The organism is Arthrobacter sp. Y3225209 (genome assembly GCF_059090685.1).
Map to the genome: position 1 here is coordinate 285,349 of NZ_JBNHFW010000001.1, position 20,349 is coordinate 305,697.

20 protein-coding genes are annotated in these 20,349 nt (G+C 67.5%); 4 read left to right on the forward strand and 16 right to left on the reverse strand.

The window, feature by feature from the left end:
* Positions 1-17: 17 nt before the first annotated feature.
* The 7 genes from AC5RVB_RS01295 to AC5RVB_RS01325 form a co-directional block, all read right to left on the reverse strand.
* The gene (locus tag AC5RVB_RS01295) at positions 18-971 is read right to left on the reverse strand and encodes an ABC transporter substrate-binding protein (protein WP_227903718.1); all 954 of its coding nucleotides are present in this window, start codon (positions 969-971) and stop codon (positions 18-20) included.
* Entirely contained in the window at positions 968-1,744 is a 777-nt protein-coding gene (locus tag AC5RVB_RS01300) for an ABC transporter permease (protein WP_494141765.1), read from the reverse strand. The genes AC5RVB_RS01295 and AC5RVB_RS01300 overlap by 4 nt, the downstream gene beginning before the upstream one ends.
* Before the next feature lie 2 nt (positions 1,745-1,746).
* Positions 1,747-2,505, reverse strand: a complete 759-nt coding sequence (locus AC5RVB_RS01305) for an ABC transporter permease (RefSeq protein ID WP_227903722.1) — start codon at positions 2,503-2,505, stop codon at positions 1,747-1,749.
* A gap of 1 nt (position 2,506) precedes the next feature.
* Positions 2,507-3,607, reverse strand: a complete 1,101-nt coding sequence (locus AC5RVB_RS01310) for an ABC transporter ATP-binding protein (RefSeq protein WP_227928849.1) — start codon at positions 3,605-3,607, stop codon at positions 2,507-2,509.
* A gap of 252 nt (positions 3,608-3,859) precedes the next feature.
* A complete protein-coding gene (locus tag AC5RVB_RS01315) occupies positions 3,860-4,324 on the reverse strand; it encodes an NUDIX hydrolase (RefSeq protein WP_227928829.1) in 465 nt (154 codons plus the stop codon).
* Complete coding sequence (locus AC5RVB_RS01320; RefSeq protein WP_494141766.1) at positions 4,314-5,303, reverse strand: N-acetylglucosamine kinase; 990 nt, start codon at positions 5,301-5,303, stop codon at positions 4,314-4,316. The genes AC5RVB_RS01315 and AC5RVB_RS01320 overlap by 11 nt, the downstream gene beginning before the upstream one ends.
* A gap of 47 nt (positions 5,304-5,350) precedes the next feature.
* Complete coding sequence (locus AC5RVB_RS01325; protein WP_227903727.1) at positions 5,351-6,598, reverse strand: MFS transporter; 1,248 nt, start codon at positions 6,596-6,598, stop codon at positions 5,351-5,353.
* Between the two features lie 133 nt (positions 6,599-6,731).
* On the opposite strand from AC5RVB_RS01325, the gene AC5RVB_RS01330 reads away from it, so the two are divergent.
* On the forward strand, positions 6,732-7,208 hold the full coding sequence (locus AC5RVB_RS01330) for an Lrp/AsnC family transcriptional regulator (protein ID WP_227903728.1): 477 nt from the start codon (positions 6,732-6,734) through the stop codon (positions 7,206-7,208).
* Between the two features lie 13 nt (positions 7,209-7,221).
* Here the strand turns inward: AC5RVB_RS01330 and AC5RVB_RS01335 are convergent, their stop codons facing one another.
* The 4 genes from AC5RVB_RS01335 to galU all read right to left on the reverse strand — a co-directional run bounded on the left by AC5RVB_RS01335 (position 7,222) and on the right by galU (position 11,074).
* Positions 7,222-8,484: an aminoglycoside phosphotransferase family protein gene (locus tag AC5RVB_RS01335; protein WP_494141767.1), complete on the reverse strand. Its 1,263-nt coding sequence runs from the start codon at positions 8,482-8,484 to the stop codon at positions 7,222-7,224.
* A gap of 26 nt (positions 8,485-8,510) precedes the next feature.
* The gene (locus AC5RVB_RS01340) at positions 8,511-9,278 is read right to left on the reverse strand and encodes a hypothetical protein (protein WP_494141768.1); all 768 of its coding nucleotides are present in this window, start codon (positions 9,276-9,278) and stop codon (positions 8,511-8,513) included.
* A gap of 264 nt (positions 9,279-9,542) precedes the next feature.
* Positions 9,543-10,163 (reverse strand): GNAT family N-acetyltransferase, encoded by a 621-nt coding sequence (locus AC5RVB_RS01345; RefSeq protein WP_227903732.1) that lies wholly within the window; start codon positions 10,161-10,163, stop codon positions 9,543-9,545.
* Positions 10,164-10,168: 5 nt separating this feature from the next.
* On the reverse strand, positions 10,169-11,074 hold the full coding sequence (galU, locus tag AC5RVB_RS01350) for a UTP--glucose-1-phosphate uridylyltransferase GalU (RefSeq protein ID WP_227903737.1): 906 nt from the start codon (positions 11,072-11,074) through the stop codon (positions 10,169-10,171).
* Between the two features lie 77 nt (positions 11,075-11,151).
* Here galU and AC5RVB_RS01355 point away from each other — a divergent pair, with 77 nt between their 5' ends.
* From AC5RVB_RS01355 to cpaB, 3 genes are all read left to right on the forward strand, one after another.
* Positions 11,152-11,760 carry a 5-formyltetrahydrofolate cyclo-ligase gene (locus AC5RVB_RS01355; protein ID WP_227903739.1) on the forward strand — a complete coding sequence of 203 codons (609 nt, stop codon included), beginning with the start codon at positions 11,152-11,154 and terminating at the stop codon, positions 11,758-11,760.
* Between the two features lie 37 nt (positions 11,761-11,797).
* Entirely contained in the window at positions 11,798-12,109 is a 312-nt protein-coding gene (locus AC5RVB_RS01360) for an FmdB family zinc ribbon protein (RefSeq protein ID WP_227903741.1), read from the forward strand.
* Positions 12,110-12,281: 172 nt separating this feature from the next.
* A complete protein-coding gene (gene cpaB, locus AC5RVB_RS01365) occupies positions 12,282-12,983 on the forward strand; it encodes a Flp pilus assembly protein CpaB (protein ID WP_227903743.1) in 702 nt (233 codons plus the stop codon).
* A gap of 23 nt (positions 12,984-13,006) precedes the next feature.
* Here the strand turns inward: cpaB and AC5RVB_RS01370 are convergent, their stop codons facing one another.
* From AC5RVB_RS01370 to AC5RVB_RS01390, 5 genes are all read right to left on the reverse strand, one after another.
* Positions 13,007-13,405, reverse strand: a complete 399-nt coding sequence (locus AC5RVB_RS01370) for a hypothetical protein (protein WP_227903745.1) — start codon at positions 13,403-13,405, stop codon at positions 13,007-13,009.
* 2 nt (positions 13,406-13,407) lie between these two features.
* The gene (locus AC5RVB_RS01375; RefSeq protein WP_227903746.1) at positions 13,408-17,343 is read right to left on the reverse strand and encodes a DUF4011 domain-containing protein; all 3,936 of its coding nucleotides are present in this window, start codon (positions 17,341-17,343) and stop codon (positions 13,408-13,410) included.
* A gap of 98 nt (positions 17,344-17,441) precedes the next feature.
* Entirely contained in the window at positions 17,442-19,031 is a 1,590-nt protein-coding gene (gene guaA, locus AC5RVB_RS01380; RefSeq protein WP_227928824.1) for a glutamine-hydrolyzing GMP synthase, read from the reverse strand.
* A gap of 83 nt (positions 19,032-19,114) precedes the next feature.
* Positions 19,115-19,531 carry a DUF3817 domain-containing protein gene (locus AC5RVB_RS01385; RefSeq protein ID WP_227903749.1) on the reverse strand — a complete coding sequence of 139 codons (417 nt, stop codon included), beginning with the start codon at positions 19,529-19,531 and terminating at the stop codon, positions 19,115-19,117.
* On the reverse strand, positions 19,528-20,346 hold the full coding sequence (locus tag AC5RVB_RS01390) for an SURF1 family protein (RefSeq protein WP_494141769.1): 819 nt from the start codon (positions 20,344-20,346) through the stop codon (positions 19,528-19,530). Before AC5RVB_RS01390 ends, AC5RVB_RS01385 begins: the two co-directional genes overlap by 4 nt.
* Between the last annotated feature and the right edge of the window lie 3 nt (positions 20,347-20,349).

Here is a 20,349-nt window from a genome sequence, read left to right on the forward strand (position 1 = left end):
GGGGAACCGGCCGGGGCTCAGGCGAGGCCCTTTTCCTCCAGCCAGTCCTGCGCTGCTTCGCTCGGATCCAGCTTCTGGTCGCCGCTGACGGCCTGGTTCAGGGCAATCAGGTCCTCAGTGGTCAGCTGGGCTGAAACACTGTTCAGGACCTCGCGTGCTTCCTCGCTGACCCGGTCATCGGCAATCAGCGGAATGACCTGCTGGGCAGGCCAGTTCTGCTTCGGGTCCTCCAGGACCACCAGGCCGTTTTCCTCGATGGCGGGGCTGGTGGTGTAGATATCGGCCACCTGCACGTCGTCGTTGATCAGGGCATCGACCGTCAGCGGTCCCCCGCTGTCACCGATGGCAGTAAATTCCTTGAACTCGCAGCCATACTTCTCCTTCAGCCCGGCCAGGCCCTGGGTACGCTCGGCGAACTCGGCCGGTGCGCCGAGGGTAAGTTCCCCGCACACCTCGGCCAGGTCCTCCACGGTCTCCAGCTGGTACTTTTCGGCAGTGGCCGCAGTGACCACCATGGCGTCCTTGTCCTGGGCATCCGACGGTTCAAGAACCACCAGGTTTTCCGGCAGCTTCTCCCCCAGTGCATCGACAATTTCGCCGGGATCCACCAGAGCGGTTTCCGGGTCCACCTCCACCAGCAGTGCGCCGGTGTATTCGGGGATCAGGTCAATCGAGCCGTCTTCCAAGGCCGGGATGTACACTTCCCGGGACCCGATCCCGAGCCGCGTCTCCGCCGGAACACCGGCAGCGTTCAGGGCGCCGGCATAGATCTCGGCAATGGTGCTGCTTTCCGGGAAGTCCGCGGACCCCACCACCAGCGTCTGCTCGCTGCTGCTGCCGGAGGCGGCCGGAGCGCTTTCATTCTCCAGCGGATCGCCTCCTCCGCTGCAGCCGGCCAGGGCCAGTGCCATCCCGCCGGCGAGGACCGCCAGGGCCTTCCGCCGGGGATTCCGGCTCGCGTGCTGCATCATGGTTTTCCTCCTTGTGCGCCGGCCGCGGGAACTCCGCTGCCGGTCGATGTGCCGGACGCCTGCCGGCGCCCGAGTCCTTTGGGGATTAAAAAGTGCGAGGCCAGGGCAATAACGGCGTCCACTGCCAGGGCCAGCAGGGCAATGATGACCGCCCCGCCGAACACCCGGCCGTAGTCGCCCACAGCCAGTCCGTCGATCAGGTAGCGGCCCAGCCCGCCAAGGTTGATGGTGGCCACCACCGCTGCAGTGGCAACCACCTGCAGGGTCGCGCCGCGCAGCCCGCCCAGCAGCACCCGCATGCCGTTGGGCAGCTCCACCGTGAACAGGATCCGGGCTTCGGTCATCCCCAGGCTGCGGGCGGCATCCACCACACTGCGGTCCACGGCGGCCACTCCGGCGTAGGCGCCGGCGAGCAGCGGTGGAACCGCCAGCAGCACCAGTGCCCAGATGGGCGGCATCAGGCCCAGGCCCGCCAGGAGCACAAACAGGGTAAGCATGCCCAGCGTTGGCAGGGCCCGCAGCAGGCCTGAGAGCGCCACCACGGTCACCTGGCCGCGGCCGGTATGCCCTATCAGCAGGCCCACCGGGATGGCGATGGCCGCGGCTATCAGCAGGGCCAGGCCCGTGTACTGCAGGTGTTCCAGGGTCCGTACCGGGATTCCGGCGGCACCGCTCCAGTTGGCAGGGTCGGTCAGCCACTCCCAGCCCTGACCAAGGGCGTTGGTGCTGGTGTAGTCGGTGAGGGGCAGTCGCAGGGACGGATTCACGGACATGGTCAGGCCCCCTTCAGTGCGGCATCAGGGGCTGCGGCGAGCGAGGCGGGCCGGGACGACGACGCCGGTGCGGCGCTCCCGCTCCCGTCCGGGCGTCCGCTTCGCTTCCGTCGTCTGCCCGTGCCGCCGGCAGCACGCATCCACGGTGTCAGGAAGCGCTGAAGCAGCACCAGGATCAGGTCCATCAGGAAGGCGAGGACGAGGGTCGCGAGGATGCCCACCACAATCTCGGTGACGAAGTTCCGCCGGAGGCCGTCGCTGAAGAAGAAGCCCAGGTTCTGGACCCCGATCAGGGCGCCCACACTCACCATGGAAATGTTGCTGACCGAGACAACGCGCAGCCCGGCGATGAGGACCGGCACCGACAGGGGCAGGTCAACGGTGAGGAAGCGGCGGAACGGGCGGTACCCCATGGCCACCGCAGCCTGCCGGACGCCGTCGTCCACTGAATCGAAGGCATCCACCGCCACGCGCAGCATCAGGGCAACGGCGTAAATGGTAAGGGCAACAATGATGTTGGCCAGGTCCAGGATGCGCGTGCCCAGGATCGCGGGCAGGGTAACGAACAGCGCCAGTGAGGGGATGGTGTAGAGCAGGGAGCCGGTGGACAGCACGAAGGTGCGGATCTTCCGGCGCCCGCGCACCAGCTGCGCCGCGGGCACGGCAATCAGCACGCCGATCACCAGCGGCACCACCGACTGGTACAGGTGCAGTCCGCTCAGCCGCAGCACGTCATCGATATGGGAAAGGAACCACTCCATTTCAGGCTCCGCTCCGCTGCACCCGGGCTGCTTCGATCAGCGCCAGGATTTCGGCAGGGCGGACGACGCCGGTGACCCGGCCACCGGCGTCCACGGCCACGCCCAGCCCCGACGGCGAGGACAGGGCAGCGTCCAGTGCCCGGCGCAGGCTCTCGCCTTCCGGATACAACGATCCGCCCGGGATCAGCGACCCGGTGCCGGTGATCGAGCGGCGGGCCGTGGCGGGCACCCAGCCCAGCGGGGCGCCGTCGGCGTCCACACACAACGCCCAGCCGTCGGTGACGTTCACGGCGGGATCGGCCAGCTGATCGGCGCGGAGCAGCTGCACGGGATGGACGGGCACGCTGCCGCCGTCCTGGAAGGACAAATGCCGGAAGCCGCGGTCCCGTCCCACGAATCCGGCGACAAAGTCATCCACCGGAGCGCGCAGGATCTCTTCGGGGGCCGCGTACTGGGCCAGGCGCCCGCCGGTGGCGAAAACGGCCACCTTGTCCCCCAGGATGGTGGCCTCGTCAATGTCGTGGGTGACAAACACTATGGTTTTGGACAGGTCCTGCTGCAGCCGCAGCAGTTCCTGCTGGAGTTCGTGCCGCACCACCGGGTCCACGGCGCTGAAGGGCTCATCCATTAGCAGCACCGGCGGGTCCGCGGCCAGCGCCCTGGCCACGCCCACCCGCTGCTGCTGGCCGCCGGAGAGCTGTGCGGGGTACCGGTTGCCCAGCGTGGAGGCCAGCCCGACGACGTCGAGCAGTTCCGCGGCCCGGAGCCTCGCCTCGCGCCGGGAGGTGCCGTTCAGCCGCGGCACGGTGGCCACGTTGTCCAGCACCGTCCGGTGCGGCAGCAGGCCGGAGGACTGCATCACGTAGCCCATGGACCGCCGGAGCTGCGCAGCGGGGCCCTGGGCGATGTCCCGGCCGTCCACCTCGATGGAGCCGGAGCTGGGCTCGACCATCCGGTTGATCATGCGCAGCGACGTCGTTTTGCCGCAGCCGGACGGGCCAACGAAAACGGTCACTGACCCGCGCTCAATGTCCAGGTTCAGGTCCTTCACCGCCGGGGCGGCGTCGCCGTAGGTTTTGGTGACGGACCGGAATCGGATCATGGGTGTCGCTGCCTCCTGCCCGGGGCGGACCGCGGTGGCGGGCCTGCCGGTGGCGGGGGCTTCGTGGTTGAATGCAGGGTCTGGCGGCGGGGTCATGCTGCGTGCCTTCCGTGAGGGATGCCGGTGCACTGGCAGGTCGCGACGTGCCGTGAAGGATCACGGTATTTCACGGCTGCCGCGCTAGTCCAGCAGGATGCGTCTCGGTAATGGATACGTGTGCTGCGTTCCGCGGGGTGAAACAGGTGCCGGCGGCTAACCTGCTCTGGTGCCGGGACCGCTGTGTGCGCCGGGGCTCCCGAACAGGCGAAGTCCGGCATCCACCAGCTCGGTCCGGTCCAGGGAGGCGACCTCCTCCAGCGGAAACCAGGCGGCCTGATCGGTGCTGCCGCCCGTTTCGTGGCGCAGTGCTCCGCCGGTAATTTCCGCGGCGTAAATGATGCGCAGGCCGTGCAGCAGCCGGGGTTCCCCGCGCATCCGGCGCCCGGGCGGAATGAAATGGCTGTCCACCCCCAGCAGGGCGCCAAGACGGACCTCGAAGCCGGTTTCCTCCCGGACTTCGCGGACAGCCGCGGCGGGCGCGTCCTCGCCGAGTTCGAGCCCGCCGCCCGGAAGCGTCCAGCGTGAATTGCCGAACTGGTTCCAGTGCGCCAGGAGTAGTTCACCGTCGCGGATAATCACTGCGTATGCGCCCACCCGGACATCGAAGTCAGCTGCCATGTCCGGCCCGCTCCGTGCCGAGAAGATACGCCGTACCGAGGACCGGGTCCTGGTTCAGGTACCGGACATCTGCCAGTCCCGCTGCGTTCAGCCGGGTCCGCAGCAGCTCCTGGAACAGGGGCTGGTGCATGCCCAGCCCGCCGCCGACCACCACCGGTCCGGAGATTTTCAGGAGCCGGGCCACGTCGGTGGTCAGCCCGGCCAGATGCTCCGCTGCCGTGTGCACTATGTCAGTGGCTGCGGGGCTGCCGGCCCTGGCCGCCTCGAACACCAGTCCCGCCTTGCCTGCCCAGTACCGGCGGTCGGTGCCGCCGTGGAACAGCCCGATCAGTTCAGTGGGGTTACTCAGGTCCACAGCCTGCAGCAGGGCGGTGCTCAGGGCATCCGGTTCCCGGCCCAGATTGTTCAGGCGCAGGGAGTGCCGGACGGCTTCGCGTCCTATCCAGTACCCGCTGCCTTCATCTCCCAGCAGGTAGCCCCAGCCGCCGGAGCGGGCCTGGCGTCCGGCCGCATTGGTTCCCCAGGCCACCGACCCGGTGCCGGCAATGACGGCGATGCCCTCCGAGGCCGATCCGGCGGCGAGGATCAGCCGCGTGTCGTGGACGACGTCGACGGCGGCGTCGGGCACGTGCGCGGAGATCAGCGCGCGCAGGGCAGCGGCGTCCTGTTCCGTGTCCACTCCGCCCGAGCCGGCAATCACGCGGGTTACCCCGCGGGTGCCGAGCCGGGTGAAGACGTCCGCCAGCGAGGCCCGGGCCGCTTGCACCGACACGTTCTGGACGTTGGCGCTGCCGGCGACCGCTTCAGCGATGACGGCACCGTTCCGCAGACGGATGCCGTGGGTTTTGGTACCGCCGATGTCCAAACCGATGGCGTCGGATCCGGGACCTGCCTCGACGGTTCCCTCCGGTCCTGTTCCCTGTGGTCCTGTTCCCTCTGACCCTGGGCCCTCCGGTGCGGGGGTGGAAAATGCATGCATCCGTCCAGCCTACTTCCCGCAGCGGGCCGGCGTACCGGCACTCAGCCCTAGGCGGAGATGCTGCGGCGCCGGGCCCGGACCAGGCTGAGGACGGCCAGGAACAGGCAGGCTGCAGTGATGAGGCCGGAGAACCAGGCCACGGACGGCCCCAATCCCCAGAGGGCACCCGCGGCGCCCAGCCCCAGCACGGGCAGGGCGCTGCCCAGATACGTGATGACGTAAACGGTGCTGATGATCCGGGCATGCTCGGAGGCTTCCACTGCCGCGGCCACCTCGTTGAAGACCACCCGGAAAGCCATGCCCTGGCCGAACCCGGCCAGCAGGCAGGCTGCGACCAGCAGAGCCAGGCTGCCCGTGGCGCCTGCCACCGGGATGAGGGCGATTCCGGTGCCCATCAGGGCCAGGCCGGCCGGCGCGGTGTAACGGCCCCGGATGCCGGTCAGCTGGCTGACCGCAGAGGCACCAAGGGCGAGGGCCGCCAGCAGGCCGATGGCCGGCCGCCAGGTGGTGCCGGCAATGTCCGAAAAATACGAGGGCGCCAGCGACAGGCAGAAACCGAAAGCGGCAAAACTGAGGAACCCGGTGGCAGAAGCCACCCAGAACTGGGTGCGGGCACGGTGGGAGACAGCGGGCTTGCGCGGCCGCAGCATGGCCAGCGGCCTTCCCTCCGCCAGGGAGATGGCCGGGCGGGCCTTGAGCAGGCACAGCGGCACCAGCAGACCCGCCAGCACCGCGGAGTGGATCAGGAACGGCGTCAGAGTGGGTGCCGGGAGCAGCGAAAGCAGTCCGCCAATCACCGGACCGGCAGCCACACCACCGGCCGAGACCAGCAGGGTGAAGCGGGTGGCCCATTCGGGCCGGTGCGGCAGCAGCTCGCGCAGCGCGGCCGAGCTCGCGCCGGTGGCCAGTGCCACGGAAGCACCTTGCAGCGCACGGCCTATCATGAGCGCCCCGACGTCGGTGGCGGTGCCGAAGATCAGCCCGCCGGCCAGGGACACCACACCGGCGACCACGAGGGCGGCGCGGCGGCCGATGTAATCCGACCAGTGCCCCACCAGCAGCAGGCCAGCCACCAACACCAGCACGTACGAGGCGAATGCCAGCGTGACGCCAAAATAGGACAGACCCAGCGAAGCACCCAGCAGCGGATACAGCGGGGTGGCCAGATTGGCGCCAATAAGCAGGGTGGACATCACGGCGAGCGTAAGGATGAGCCGGGGACGTATGGCGGCGTCCCATTCCTTCCGCGTGGTCCGGGCGGCGGGCTGCATACGCAGCTCACTGAGCACTGTCAACTGGTACTTCCATCCTATTTGTAGCTAATGCTCCTACAGGATGGGGTGTCGCACTGCACGGAGAACACATTAGAGTGTTCTTTTGACCAATCCGCTCAATATGCTCGCTCCCCACTGACAGGAGATGCGCTAAATGGCCAATCTGGACGCACTGGACCGCCGCCTGCTGCTGGAACTGGTAAGGGATCCCCGGGCCCAGATCAGCGACCTGAGCGAGCGGCTGGGCGTGGCCCGCAACACCGCCCAGAGCCACGTGCGGCACCTGCTCCGCGCCGGTGTTATCCGCACTGCCGGACGCGAAGTCGATCTGGCGCAGCTGGGCTACGATGTGCAGGCCTTCGTCACCATCGAGGTAACCCACCGGGAGCTCGACGGCGTGATCTCGGGGCTGCGCACCCTCCCCCAGGTGCTGGAGGTACACGAAATCTCGGGCCGGGGGGACGTCTGGTGCCGGGTCACGGCCACGGACACCCAGCAACTGCAGCAGGCCCTGCGTTCGGTTCTGCGGCTCAAGGGCGTCATCCGTACCGAGACCGTCCTGGCCCTCCACGAACATATTCCTTATCGCACCGAGCCGCTGTTGGAAAAGCTGGTCCCGACCGTCGAGTGACGGCGGGATCAGGCTACTCCGAGGCGGCGCGGAGCAGGCGCTGAGCGGTTCCCAACCGTAGCCTGGCGCTGTGGACGCGTGCACCGCGGTGACCGCCGCGCGCCCCGGCAACGAGCGAGAGCACCACGCCGGCAGCCCTGGCATTCAGCGCCGCCGGGTCAACTGCGGTTTCGAACACCCGGCGGTACTCCTGCAGGGCATGGTCCAAGTGGGGCCGTGAGGGGTTGGCAGCAGCCAGCACCGCCAGGTGGCCGATCAGGCACGCCAGATCATCCACCCGGTGTCCGGGACCGAGGGCATCGACGTCGAGCAGGCCGCTGACCCTGGTGCCCGTCATCAGCAGGTTGCCCTCGTGGAAGTCGCCGTGCACGGGCACCACGGGTCCGGCCGGCGTGGATTCGAGTGCCTCCTGCACCCCGGCTGCCAGTGCACGGATACGGACCGCTTCATCAGGCAGCACCGCCGCGGCTGCCGCTGCGTAACCGTGGGCACCTTCGGCCCAGGACCGTCGCCGGGGCAGCTCTGCAGCCTGCACGGGGAGGGTATCCAGCAGCTCGAGAAACTGCTCGGGTGCTACTCCGGCGGCTCCGTCCTCCACCAGCAGCCGGAAAAGGGAGGCGCCGGGCAGGGCACTGAGCATCAGCACACCCCGGGCCGTGGCTTCAGGTGCCGCGAGCAGCCGCGGGGCCGGAACTCCGGCGGTCTCGAGCAGAAGGTGCCGCCGGCGCAGGGCGGGCAGCTGTTCTTCGGGAAGCAGTTTCAGGTAGGCGCTGCCGCGGGGGTGCTCCACCTGCACCACGGCTCGGCGCAGTGGCCGGTAGGCAAGCAGGTGCAGACGCGCCGGTTCGGCGGAGGCAAAGGCGTCCCGGCCCACCGCTGGGGCATCCGTGGCCCAGGGCAACCCCGGCAGGGCGGGATCGTGGGGATGGATCCACATCCGCAGCCGGAGTCCGGCAATTCGGGCGGAGGCCGTGTGCGGTCCGTCCGGCCAGGCCGCCGCGTCCGCGGTGGTAGCGCCGATATGCAGTACCAGCGCTGCAGAGGCAGGAACGTCCGGCCCGGTGCCGGAGGACGTCGGTGCGGCCGTCCGGCAATGAACCCGGTAGAGCGCCGAGACTGATCCCCCGGGCCTGTGGTGGGTGCGCAGGTGCTGCCAGCGTTCCAGCCGCAGGCCGCGGGGCTTCAACAGGTCCTGCAGTGGGCCACGCATGGCGGCACCGGCGAGGACGGACACCACATCGGCGGCGCGCCCGGGAGCGGTATGCTCGGTCACCATCCGGCAGCCGGAAAGTCCGCGGGCTTCTAGGCCCGGCGGCGCTGCAGAACGTCGTCGAGGTTGATCTTGCCGGTCTCCGGGCGTTCCTGCGCCGAGGGAACCGCAGGCACGGCGCCGGGGCGAAGCGGGGTCTTGGTCATCGGCCGCGGAGGCTCCGGCAGGACAATCGGTTCGGGTGCGGGGCGGGGGGCCTTGGGCGCGTCAACGTAAACGGGCTTCGGCACCTCTACCGGCTCCCACGGGGTGCTGCCGGTCTTGGGCGGCAGCACCGGTGCCTTTGGGGCTTCGGGCTCCTTAGCCTCCGCCGGCGGGGTGGTGAGGGCTGCCGGCACGGCATCCACAATGGCGTCCGGTGCCGGTGCGGCCTGCAGATCGAACAGGACCGTCTCGCGAAGCGGCTGCGGCGGCGCTGCCGGGGCGGCTTCCTCCGGCTCCCCGAGCACCTGGTCCGCCGGGGAAACGAACCCGGTCCGGTGCTGAAGGTCCGGCCCCATGGCGTCCCGGAAGGCGTTCTGTACCCGGCGCCGCCGGTCCCGGAGCGCGAGGCTGCGCAATCCGATCACTGAAGCGGCCGCCGCCGCCAGGCCTGCTGCGGGAATCAGCCAGGAAACCGCGGTGGCCGCGGCGAGGACCCCTCCGACCAGCACGGTGATAAGGGCCAGCAGGCCGGTAAGCGCCAAGGCAACCCGGCCCTTGCGGATGCGGAAGGCAGCGGGCGGAGTCTGGCCGCCGGGCCTGCCTGCATAAGACTGTGTAGACCCGCCCCCGCTGGGTGTAGTGCTCGTGTTGTACATAGTGTTCCTCTGGGACCCCTTGTCCGGGGAAGCGGGCGGATGATTGGCGGTAGAGGACGTGGGAGCGGCGGACTGCACGGCTGCGCGCCGGAAGATATAGGGACCAACCCACAGCAGCCACAGCGCAACGGCGAGTGCCAGCACAAGCGAGCTGTTGAGAGAGCTGTTCAGAGGGAAGTCCACACCTACGACGGTAGAAGCTTCCGGCCTGCCGCCCGCGTATTGGAGCCGGTGTGTCGGCGTGTCGGATGTGAAAAAAGTTGCCTAACGGGCCCGCCGCGACATCCAGCGGTTCAACAGCCCTTCCGGGACCTCTTCCGCAGTCAGGGCGAAACTGCGGTGATCCGCCCATTCCCCGTTGATGTGCAGGTATTTCAGGCGCATCCCTTCATCCCGGAAACCCAGCTTTTCCACTACCCGCAGGCTCGGACGGTTCTCCGGACGGATGTTGATTTCCATCCGGTGCAGCCCCAGCTCCGAAAAGCAGTAATCGGTGGCGAGGGCTACAGCCGTGGGCACTATTCCGCGCCCGGCACGGGCCTGGTCCACCCAGTAACCAAGGGTCGCCATCCGCGCGGATCCCCAGACAATGGTGGATACGGTCAGTTGCCCCACGATCGGCGGGACCCGGCCCGGATCCTGCCGCTCGGTAATCACGAACGGCAGGGCCGAGTCCTGGCGTGCCTGGCGGTTCAGGCTGCGGACCATATCCGCGTACGTCGGCGGCGCTCCGCCGCGCAGCGGATTGGTGGCTTCCCAGGGCCCTACCCAGCCGGCATTGCGGGAACGGACCTCGGTCCATTCCCGCCTGTCCCGGAGCCGGATCGGCCGCAGAATGACGTCGTCACTCTCAAGCGTCACCGGCCACACGGCCGAGCCCCACACGGCAGTTAGCCTTCGAGGCTACCGGTGAAGTCCTTCAGCCACTCGCGCAGGCCCGGGCCCAGGTCTTCGCGCTCGGAGGCGAGGGTCACCACGGCTTTGAGGTAGCTCATCTTGTCTCCGGTGTCATACCGGCGGCCGCGGAACACCACACCGTAGACGCCGGATCCTTCACCGTCGGCTGCAGCCAGGGTCTGCAGGGCATCCGTCAGCTGGATTTCCCCGCCGCGGCCGGGTCCGGTTTCCTCAAGCACATCAAAGACAGCCGGGTGCAGCACGTACCGGCCGATCACGGCCAGGTTGGACGGCGCTTCATCAACGTCGGGCTTTTCGACGAGCTTGTTCACCCGCACGTAGTCCTCGCCCTCAACAACGGAGATGTCGGCGCAGCCGTAAGCGCTGATCTGTTCCGGATCCACCTCGATCAGGGCAATGACGGAGCCGCCGGTCTTGGCCTGGACTTCCACCATCTTCTCAAGCAGGGGGTCGCGGGCGTCGATCAGGTCATCACCGAGCAGAACGGCGAACGGCTCATCACCCACATGCAGCTTGGCACGCAGCACGGCGTGTCCCAGCCCCTTGGGATCTCCCTGCCGGAGGTAGTGGATCTCACCGAGTTCGGACGCAGCGCGCACCATGGCGAGCTTTTCCAGGTCACCCTTGTCTTCCAGCGTTTTTTCAATAAACGGAACGCGGTCAAAATGGTCTTCCAGGGAACGCTTGTTGCGTCCGGTGATCATAAGAATGTCCGGCATGCCGGCGTTTACGGCTTCCTCAACCACGTACTGGATTGCAGGCTTATCCACAACCGGGAGCATTTCCTTCGGCATCGCCTTCGTGGCTGGCAGGAAGCGTGTACCCAGGCCTGCGGCGGGGATTACGGCTTTGGTTACGGTGGGGCGTGCTGTCGTCATAGTGGTAAGAGTACCTAAGTGTGCTTCATTTGCACCAAATACGCGGAGGTATTGGGACAATGGTCCGTATGCACCAAATGAGCAAGATCCAGGCCCGTGCAGAGTTCCTGCAGTCCCGCCGCGACCTGACCGACGCCGATCGCCGGCACGCAGCTGAGGCACTGGCTAAAGAGGGCATGACTGCCGTGGCGGGCATGCTGCCCGCGGGTGCAACGGTGGCCGGGTATCTCTCGGTGGGCGGTGAACCCGGCACGGCCGGCCTGCTGACCGCCCTCACGGACGCGGGCTACCGGGTGGTGGTCCCGATATGCGAACCTGACCGCCGCCTGTCCTGGAGCTACTGGACCCCCGGCGTCGAGATGGCGCCGGGGCTTTTTGACTCCCTGCTGGAACCGGCAGGAGCACGCTATACGGCAACCGACCTGCCCGGCCTTGGCCTGATCCTTGTGCCCGCCCTCGCGGCCGATGACGCCGGCGGCCGGATGGGTAAGGGCGGCGGGTACTATGACCGGTTCCTCGCCCGGTTGCGGGCATGCGGCAACGCCACCCCGGCGGTGGCGGTGGTGTATGACCACGAATTTGTGCCCGCCGGACGTTTCGAAACCACTCCCCTGGATGCACCCGTGGATGGCGTCCTGACCCCCTCCGGCTGGCATGAACTGCCCGCTAAGCGCATGTATACTTAGCACTCAAGGCCATAGAGTGCCAAGGAGGAGTTACAGAGTGCCCACGTACGCGTATGCCTGCAAGGACTGCACCCATTCATTCGACATCCAGCAGTCGTTCAGCGAGGATTCCCTGACCGTCTGCCCCGAATGCGGCGGCCGCCTTCGCAAGAAATTCAACAGCGTCGGAGTTGTTTTCAAGGGTTCCGGCTTCTACCGCACTGACTCCCGGGATGCCGCCTCCACCGTACCGGCGGCAGCCTCCAAGAATGACTCCGCCAAGGCCGATGCAGCGAAGCCTGCCGCCAAGGCCGAGAGCGGCAGCGGTTCAGCCCCGGCCACGGCAGGATCCGCCGGCACCTCCGCCTGAGGTCTCCATGCCGCAGCGGGGATGCGGCACCCGGGGCGTCCGGGTCCCCGCCGCGCAACCTGCCCGGACCCGTCCTCCACATAGTGGTTTTCCAGGCACGGCATGGGCGGTCCGATCCCCCGGGACCGGGACACTAGGAAACCAGCGCCACGGACCGTCCTAATCTGGCGACATGCGCCCCCGCTTCCGCACGCTTTCCCGCACCCTTTCCGCTCCGGGCCACATCCCGGCCGCACGGCTGCGGCGGTTCCTCACCCGCCACCGCCGTATTCTTGCTGCCCTGGCCTGCTGCGCAGCCATCGGATGCACGGTCCAGGCACTGGTACCCCCGGAGACCGAGCATGTGGTTGTGGTGAGTGCTTCGCGGGACCTGCCCGTCGGTGCCGTGCTGGACAACACTTCCCTGCAAACCGTCCGGACTCCCGCCGGCTCCGTGCCTCCGGGGGCCTACGACCGTGCCGAGGATCTCCTGGGCCGGCGCCTGGCCACACCCTTGCTGCAGGGCAGCCCGGTGACAGATGTTTCGCTGGCCGGTTCGGGACTGCTGGCCGGAACTCCGCCGGGGACCGTTGCCATTCCGCTGCGCCCCGCGGACCCCTCGGTATTGGACCTGCTTGGACCGGGGCAACTCGTTAATGTGGTTACCGGAGCAGATCCGGCAGGGGTGCCGGAAGACGCCGGGCGGAGCTCAGGTGCAGAGGTCCTTGCCACGTCCGTGCCCGTGCTCTGGGTTTCCGGGACGGATACCGGCGGCGGCTGGCCGGCGACCGGAGGTGACGGGCTGGTGGTGGTTGCGGCCAGCCGCGACAATGCCGCCCGGCTCACCGCGGCCTCTGGTGCCGGGAGCATCTATCTGGTGCTCACCGAAGAATGACCACCGGCACCGCTCCGGTTCGGCTAGCCCCAGTGCGGCGGGCGCTGCTCCAGGAGCCAGGAATCTCTGTCTTCCGGACTGTCGCCCCACACACGGGGATCATCCTCTTTGGCCTTCCCCGGCAGCAGCCCGGCCGGGCCGGGTGACCCGGCGCGGCGGTTTCCGCGTTTGCGTACCGGCGGTGCAACCCTGGGCCGCCCGCCCTGCTGCGCCGCATCGGCCTGTGGAGCACTGCCTTTCACGGCTTCGGCAGCCTCCGCAGAGTCGGCGTCGTCCGTGGCTGCGCCACCCTCCGAACGTTTGCCGGGCGCCGCGGGCTCATTTGACTCCGCCGGCCCGGTCTCTCCAGCCGGCGCATCCACCCGGTACTCCGGCGACGTATACGCCCGGCGCTCCGGCTCCTTGTTGTCTGTCCCGGTCATGCTCACTCTCCTTCGCTGCGCTCGGGGAGGGACCCGGACCTCCGTTCGCGCATGCGGCTGCTTCCGTGCGGGGTTACCGTGACCTGCCGGCCGTGCCGGGCGGTTGAATCGTTCGGTGCTGCAGCCGTCTCCGGCGTTCCGTCAGCCTTAGCACCGGCTCCTGCCCGGGGGCCGGTTTCCACAGCCGCGGAATCGGGCAGGTTGAGGTACCGGCTCACCAGATCCGCGCAGGCGGACGGGTCGCTGAACACCTCAATGGTCCACAACGGCATGTACCTCCAGCCGCGGCGTTCGAGCAGCTGCGGGCGCAGCCGGCTGCGTTCACGCACCGACATGGCACGGTACCGTTCGGTTCCGTCTGATTCGATGGCCAGCGGAATCGATCCGGCGGGATCACCGTTCCCGGGGGCAGCGGCAACTATGTCAATGGCGCCGTCGTAGTGGTCCCAGACCTTGGCGCCGCGCTCACGCAGCCTGCCCACCAGATCGGCCACCAGCGGGTCTTCGTCCATGATGCCGCCGGCGGTGGGGGTTTCCACCGCTGCCTTGGAGGCCTCCGCAGCGGCTGCCGCAGGATCAAGTTCGCGCCGGATGAGCTCGTAGAAATCCAGCGCTCCGTAGCCCAGGCGGGTTCTGTCCAGGTCAGCGGGCTGGAAGCAGGTCAGCACGTGCTGTTTGTAGCGGGCGCGCGTCATGGCGGTCACGAATTTCTTGCGTCCGTCCGGCGCCGAAAGCGGGCCGAAGTTGTGCAGTGCCCGGCCGTGCGGGGTGCGTCCGAAACCGAGGGAGAAGATGACGCAGTCGCGCACCATACCCACGGCGCGGTCCACCGGGACCACCCGGAAGGACTCGGCCTTGGCAGTAAAGAAGTCCGCTGCCCAGGGGAAATTCGCCATCTGTACGCGGATGGCCTCGGCCACCCGCACTGCATGGCGGGGACTGGCCGTGATGACGCCCAGGGACTGGTGCGGGCGGCGCCGAATGTGTTCAAAGACCAGGTCCACGACACGGTTCACCTCGGCGGCAACGCTTTCCACGCCTTCATGGTCGGCGCTGGGCATCCCCGTGCCGTCCGCTAGGTATTCCACGGAGAGGGACCGGTGGCCGTTGGCCACCTCATCAGCGCCAGGCACCATGGACAGGCGTCCGCCGTAGAAGGAGTCGCTCAGCTGTTTCAGCAGGGCCTTGTCGGTTCCGCGGTACACGGTGGAGAGGCTGCGCGTCGGCAGGACACGTTCCAAGGCCTCAAAGGCACTGGGCAGTTCAGTGTTCTGCCCCTGCGCACCGGCCGGTTCCACCCCGATGGTGAACGGCCGCGGGCCCCCCAAACGGGAATCACCGAAGGCGACAACCTGCCCGGCACGGGCCAGTGCCGGAACCGCCGACTGCAGGCTGGTCGATTCGGCATCCAGCAGCACCACAGTGTCAAAGCGCCGGCCTTCGGGCAGGACCATGGGCAGCACCAGCGGGCTCGCGGCCCATACCGGCAGCAGTGCGGAAACCAGTTCCTCGGACTGTTGGCACAGGCTGGCCAGGGAAAGCTCGCCGTCCTTGATCAGCTCGCGCAGATCCTGGGCGGCGGCTTTGGATTTCTCGACGCCGGAGCTCCAGCGCGAGGCCAGGCTCCAGCGCAGACGGGAGCTGCCGGAAGCAATGTGGGCGTTGTCGGCAAGCCGGTATTCGGCTTCGAGCCGGCGCAGGCTGTTGCCGTCGGACATGGCCAGGTAGTCATCGCCGCTGATCATGGCTTCCAGTGCGGACTGCCACCAGGCCAGTTCCAGCTCGTAGCCCACGTGGCGCGGCTGTACCTCGCGCTCGCTCAGGTCATCAAGCAGCTCACCCAGGCCCTGGGCACGCATCTCGTCCAGGAGCAGGGTCCGCTCAGGCAGCGTTTCAAGCGTTTCGCGGTCCCCTGCCAGCTGGCTCAGCTGCTTTTCCAGTTCATCCAGCGGCAGTGACGCGAGATCCGGGTGCAGCGGCGTTTCAGTCAGGATGTCCGTCAGGGTGTCCAGCTGCCGCTTCACCAACAGGTAGGAGCGGTTGATCTCGGCCAGTCCCGTGGGAACCGAAGGGTGGCGCTGTGTGGTGGCATACCGCGTCCAGGTGGCCCGCTGCTGCTGCACCTCGAGGAGGGACGCATGCAGATCGGAGATGTGCACCCCGGGGCGGATGTATTCCTTGGCCACGCGGCGCAGCCGGGAGCGGGTCATGGAGCTCATGTCGATGCCGCGTTCACGCCGCCAGGAGGAGGACGCGGTGGCCGAAATCAGGTCGGTCACGGGGCGGTCGAAAATGTCCGGCGTGAACTTATCCAGGCTTTCCCGGACAGCCACCAGCAGTTCCAGCTGCTCGCCCCACTGGGCGAATGTTTCGCCCAGGCGGATCTGCGAGTGTTCCGCCACGTCCTGCACCTTGGCACGCAGGGCGGGCAGGTCGGTGGCAAGGGTCTGGGTAAGCGCGTAGGCTTCCTCGGTTTCCTTGCGGTTCAGCAGCTTGGCACCGTACCAGGGACTGGTGGTAGCGGCACGGCTGAAACTGCCCAGCTCGGCGGCCCGGCGCAGCCGTCCGGTGAGCTCGGTGCGGTCGGTAATGCTGTCCAGGACGCTGCGCTTGAGCCGCACGGTCGTGGCCGGGGCAGGATTCATGGACGTCAGTTCAGCCAGGGACTGCATGGCCTGGTACGGCGAGCATCCCCACCGCCGGCGGACGTTGTGCAGGCTCTTAACATGGTCCCGCAGCTGGTGGCGGTTCTCCTGCAGGACTTTGTGCAGGCCGGCCAGTTCGGGTGCCTTCGCCTTTTCGTTCCGGACAATGGCCCGGACCAGCTGGTCCTTGAGCTGCTGGCGGGTGAGCCCGGCGTTGACCTGCAGCACAAGCGAGCCAAGCTGCAGGGCGTCAAGTTCAGAGACGAACTGGTTCAGGGTGCCGCGGCGTTCAGCTACCACCAGCACGGATTTGCCGGCATTGGCCAGCGACGCGACGGCGTTCAGCGCCGTCTGGGTCTGTCCGGTGCCCGCGGGGGCGGAAACCACCAGGGACTGCCCGGCGTTGATGAGATCCAGCACTTCCTGCTGCTGCCGGTCCGCATCCAGGATCAGCAGTTCATCCGCCGGGTCCCGGTCATCCAGCGGCGGCAGGTCCAGGGCCCGGGCGGCCGGAGGTTCGGCCGAACCGTCACGGGCGGCATCGATCAGGGCGCGGAGGATCGGATGGGCGGGATCCAGTGCGGGATCCTCTGAGAGGTCGGCGAGGTCGGCGAAGGTGGATACCAGCAGGCGGTGTTCGATGTTGATGCCGCGCACGCTGCCGGTGACGGCGCGGAGCTTCTCCAGCACCGGGTGCGGGTCGAAGCGGGCGGTGCCGTAGGCCAGCCGGGTCAGGGCATCGACGTCGATCTCCAGACCCTGCTCCTGCTGCAGATGGCGGACCAGGGCCGGGTTGAGCGCGGCCTTTTCGGTCAGCTGAAGCTCATAGTCGTCCTGGGATGCGTGGACGGTGAGGGCCACCGGGGTGAGCAGGACGGGGGCAGTCAGCGACTCGGGGCGCAGTGCCTCATCCGAGGCGTAGCGCCAGGACGCGGTCCCGGCAGCAATGTAGCCGACGTCGATGCCGCGGTCGGTGCCGAGTTCGTAGATTTTGGCGCGGAGCAGGCGCCCGGCCTTCATCGCGGCGCCGTACTGGTCCGGATCACGCAGCAGGGTGGAGAGCCTCGTCCGGCGACCGGCGAGCAGCTGGGCCAGGCCGGAGGGATGCGCGTGCGTGAGGTCAATGCTGTTGGCAGCGGACGGGGTGAAATGCAGCAGGGTGTCCGTTCCGGCGTGCTGTCCCAATTGTCCCAGCCACGGCAGCAGGAAGTCCGAGGGATTCTCCCCGGTATTCTGCTCAGACACTAGTGCCCTCTTTTCTGCACTTCCGCGCGTTTTTGACCAAATTGGCATACGTTCAAAACTATCGCGTCGGACCCGGTTTCCCGAACATAGCAACGCGGGGAACGGCAAAGGGGACGGCCGAAACGGCCGTCCCCTTTATCCTTACGCTATTCCCACTCGATTGTTCCCGGCGGCTTGCTGGTTACGTCCAGCACCACGCGGTTGATTCCATCCACCTCGTTGGTGATCCGGTTGGAAATCCGGGCCAGCAGATCGTACGGCAGGCGTGACCAGTCGGCCGTCATGGCGTCCTCGCTGGACACCGGGCGGAGCACAATGGGGTGTCCGTAGGTCCGGCCGTCACCCTGGACGCCCACGCTGCGGACATCGGCCAGCAGGACCACCGGCATCTGCCAGACTTCGTCGTCCAGGCCTGCTGCGGTCAGCTCGGCCCGGGCAATCGCGTCGGCGCGGCGCAGCAGGTCCAGGCGTTCCTGGTTGACCTCGCCGACAATGCGGATTCCGAGTCCGGGGCCGGGGAAGGGCTGGCGGCCGACAATTTCGGCCGGCAGGCCCAGCTCGGCACCGACTGCGCGGACCTCGTCCTTGAAGAGCGCCCGGAGCGGCTCCACGAGTTCGAACTTCATGTCCTCGGGCAGGCCGCCCACGTTGTGGTGGCTCTTGATGTTGGCTGCGCCTTCACCACCGCCGGATTCCACAACGTCCGGGTACAGGGTGCCCTGGACCAGGAAGCGGATGGGCTCACCCTCTGCTTCAGCCTTGGCCATGATGGCCCGCTCTGCTTCCTCAAAGGCACGGATGAATTCACGGCCGATGATTTTGCGCTTGGTTTCCGGGTCCGAGACGCCGGCCAGGGCGCTGAGGAAACGTTCCTGCTCGTTGGCAACGTAGAGGTTGACGCCGGTCGCCGCCACGAAGTCGCGTTCAACCTGTTCCGCTTCGCCCTCGCGCAGCAGTCCGTGGTCAACGAAGACACAGGTCAGCTGGTCGCCCACCGCGCGCTGCACCAGTGCTGCAGCAACGGCGGAGTCCACCCCGCCGGAGAGCCCGCAGATGACCCGGGAGGAACCCACCTGGGCACGGATGCGGGCAACCTGCTCTTCGACAATGTTGCCGGTGGTCCAGCTGCGTTCAATCCGGGCGCCCTTGAACAGGAAGTTCTCCAGGACGGCCTGGCCATGCGCTGAGTGCTTAACCTCGGGGTGCCACTGGACGCCGTAGAGGCCCTTTTCCTCGTTGGCGAAGGCGGCAACGGGCGCTCCTGCGGTGCTGGCCAGCACATCGAAGCCTTCAGGGGCTTCCTGCACGCTGTCGCCATGGCTCATCCAGGTGTTCTGTTCATCCGGAGTTCCCTCCAGGATGGAACGGGCGCCGCCGACGACGCGTGCGTCGGTGGATCCGTACTCCCGCAGGCCGGTCTTGGCTACCTTGCCGCCGAGGGCGGCGGCCATGGCCTGGAAGCCGTAGCAGATGCCGAGTACCGGCACGCCGGCCTCAAACAGATCCGTGTGGACCTTGGGGGCACCTTCGGCGTACACGCTGGAAGGTCCGCCGGAAAGGATAATGGCAGCGGGGTTCTTCGCCAGCAGCTGCTCGGTGCTGTAGGTGTGGGGAACCACCTCGGAGTAAACGTCTGCTTCGCGCACCCGGCGGGCAATTAGCTGGGCGTACTGCGCTCCGTAGTCCACAACGAGGACGGGCCGCTCTTCAATGGGGTCAGTCGCGGGATTAGTCACGTTCCAAGGATAGTCGTCCCGCCACCGGCCGTGCACACCCGGTTCAAGACGCCTGCGGCGGGACCCGCAGGCGCCAGCCCCGCCTAGTAGCGCTTCGCCGCTTCAGGATGGGCTTCCAGCTCCGCTACTACCTGCTTGTGCACGCGGCCCTCGACAATAAAGGAGAGGAAGGGCACACAGCCGCCCAGTGCCAGGATGATGAATTTGGAGAACGGCCACCGCATCAGCTGCCACAGGCGGAAGTCAGCCAGCAGGTACACCACGTAGATCCAGCCGTGCAGGATCAGGACACCCACGGACAGATTGACGCCGCCCACAATAACCTCGGTGCCGAAGCCGTACTTGACGATCATCTGCACCACCAGGGCCAGCAGCAGGAAGCCGGTGACGTAGGCGAAGACCTTGTAGAAGGTCAGCGCCGAGCGGATCTGCGCATGGGTGCCGCCGAACCGGCGCTTCTTTTTCCTCGGTGCCTTGGCGGTGCTGGTGGAATCGCTCACTTGGTTACCTCGCTGCTGGGATGTTCGGTATCGGGTTCGGTTGCGTCGTCGTAGCCGTCTTCATAGTCGTCCTCGTACTCGTCCTCTTCGAGGCTGCGGCGGTACTCGTCGGCGACCAGCCGCCACCAGAGGAAGACGGAGAAGCCCGCGAAGATGATCCATTCAAGGGCGTAGAAAATGTTCAGCCAGTTGACCGGGGTTTCCTCCGGCTGGCCGGCCACCGTCACGGTCTGCATGTCACCGGAGTCGGGGGCGGCGCCGTCCACCGTGATCTCTTCGGCGGTAACGAACGCGGAGTATGAGGTGACGTCCCAGATATTGATCAGTTCGGCGGCGGAGAGCGAGGGAAGGATCCCGTTCTCATGCGGTTCGGGCAGCGGCGCCTCGGACGGCAGCAGGCGTCCGACGACGGCGGCTGTTCCGGCCTGCGCGGGCACGGCATCCCCGGGATCCTCAACCCATCCGCGGACCACGGGAATGTAGGCGTCCCCGGGGGCGCCGTCGACCTGGAACGCGGTCACCACCCAGTAGCCCTGCTCGCCGTCCTGGAGCCGCTCGTCAACGAGCACGGTTTTGTCCGGGTCGAAGGAGCCGGTCATGGAGACCATCTGATCGGCTTCGGTCTCATACATGGGCTTGCCCGGAACGAACGCATCGGTCAGCGGCCGGACGGTTTCCGTGGCTTCCGGGTCCGTGGCCTTCTCCGATTCGGCGCTGGAGAACTGCCATTGGCTCAACAGCACAAAGACCGTTGAGATTGCTAGGGCGAAAAGCAGGCCGGCGATCCAGCGCGGCTTCAGGGCAGTTTTGAGCACGGG

Excerpts from the sequence above, each read along its gene's own strand:
- AC5RVB_RS01295 (WP_227903718.1), bottom strand. The coding sequence starts at position 971 with ATGATGCAGCACGCGAGCCGGAATCCCCGGCGGAAGGCCCTGGCGGTC.
- AC5RVB_RS01300 (WP_494141765.1), bottom strand. The coding sequence starts at position 1,744 with ATGTCCGTGAATCCGTCCCTGCGACTGCCCCTCACCGACTACACCAGC.
- AC5RVB_RS01305 (WP_227903722.1), bottom strand. The coding sequence starts at position 2,505 with ATGGAGTGGTTCCTTTCCCATATCGATGACGTGCTGCGGCTGAGCGGA.
- AC5RVB_RS01310 (WP_227928849.1), bottom strand. The coding sequence starts at position 3,607 with ATGATCCGATTCCGGTCCGTCACCAAAACCTACGGCGACGCCGCCCCG.
- AC5RVB_RS01315 (WP_227928829.1), bottom strand. The coding sequence starts at position 4,324 with ATGGCAGCTGACTTCGATGTCCGGGTGGGCGCATACGCAGTGATTATC.
- AC5RVB_RS01320 (WP_494141766.1), bottom strand. The coding sequence starts at position 5,303 with ATGCATGCATTTTCCACCCCCGCACCGGAGGGCCCAGGGTCAGAGGGA.
- AC5RVB_RS01330 (WP_227903728.1), top strand. The coding sequence starts at position 6,732 with ATGGCCAATCTGGACGCACTGGACCGCCGCCTGCTGCTGGAACTGGTA.
- AC5RVB_RS01335 (WP_494141767.1), bottom strand. The coding sequence starts at position 8,484 with ATGGTGACCGAGCATACCGCTCCCGGGCGCGCCGCCGATGTGGTGTCC.
- AC5RVB_RS01340 (WP_494141768.1), bottom strand. The coding sequence starts at position 9,278 with ATGTACAACACGAGCACTACACCCAGCGGGGGCGGGTCTACACAGTCT.
- galU (WP_227903737.1), bottom strand. The coding sequence starts at position 11,074 with ATGACGACAGCACGCCCCACCGTAACCAAAGCCGTAATCCCCGCCGCA.
- AC5RVB_RS01355 (WP_227903739.1), top strand. The coding sequence starts at position 11,152 with ATGAGCAAGATCCAGGCCCGTGCAGAGTTCCTGCAGTCCCGCCGCGAC.
- cpaB (WP_227903743.1), top strand. The coding sequence starts at position 12,282 with ATGCGCCCCCGCTTCCGCACGCTTTCCCGCACCCTTTCCGCTCCGGGC.
- AC5RVB_RS01370 (WP_227903745.1), bottom strand. The coding sequence starts at position 13,405 with ATGACCGGGACAGACAACAAGGAGCCGGAGCGCCGGGCGTATACGTCG.
- AC5RVB_RS01375 (WP_227903746.1), bottom strand. The coding sequence starts at position 17,343 with ATGCCAATTTGGTCAAAAACGCGCGGAAGTGCAGAAAAGAGGGCACTA.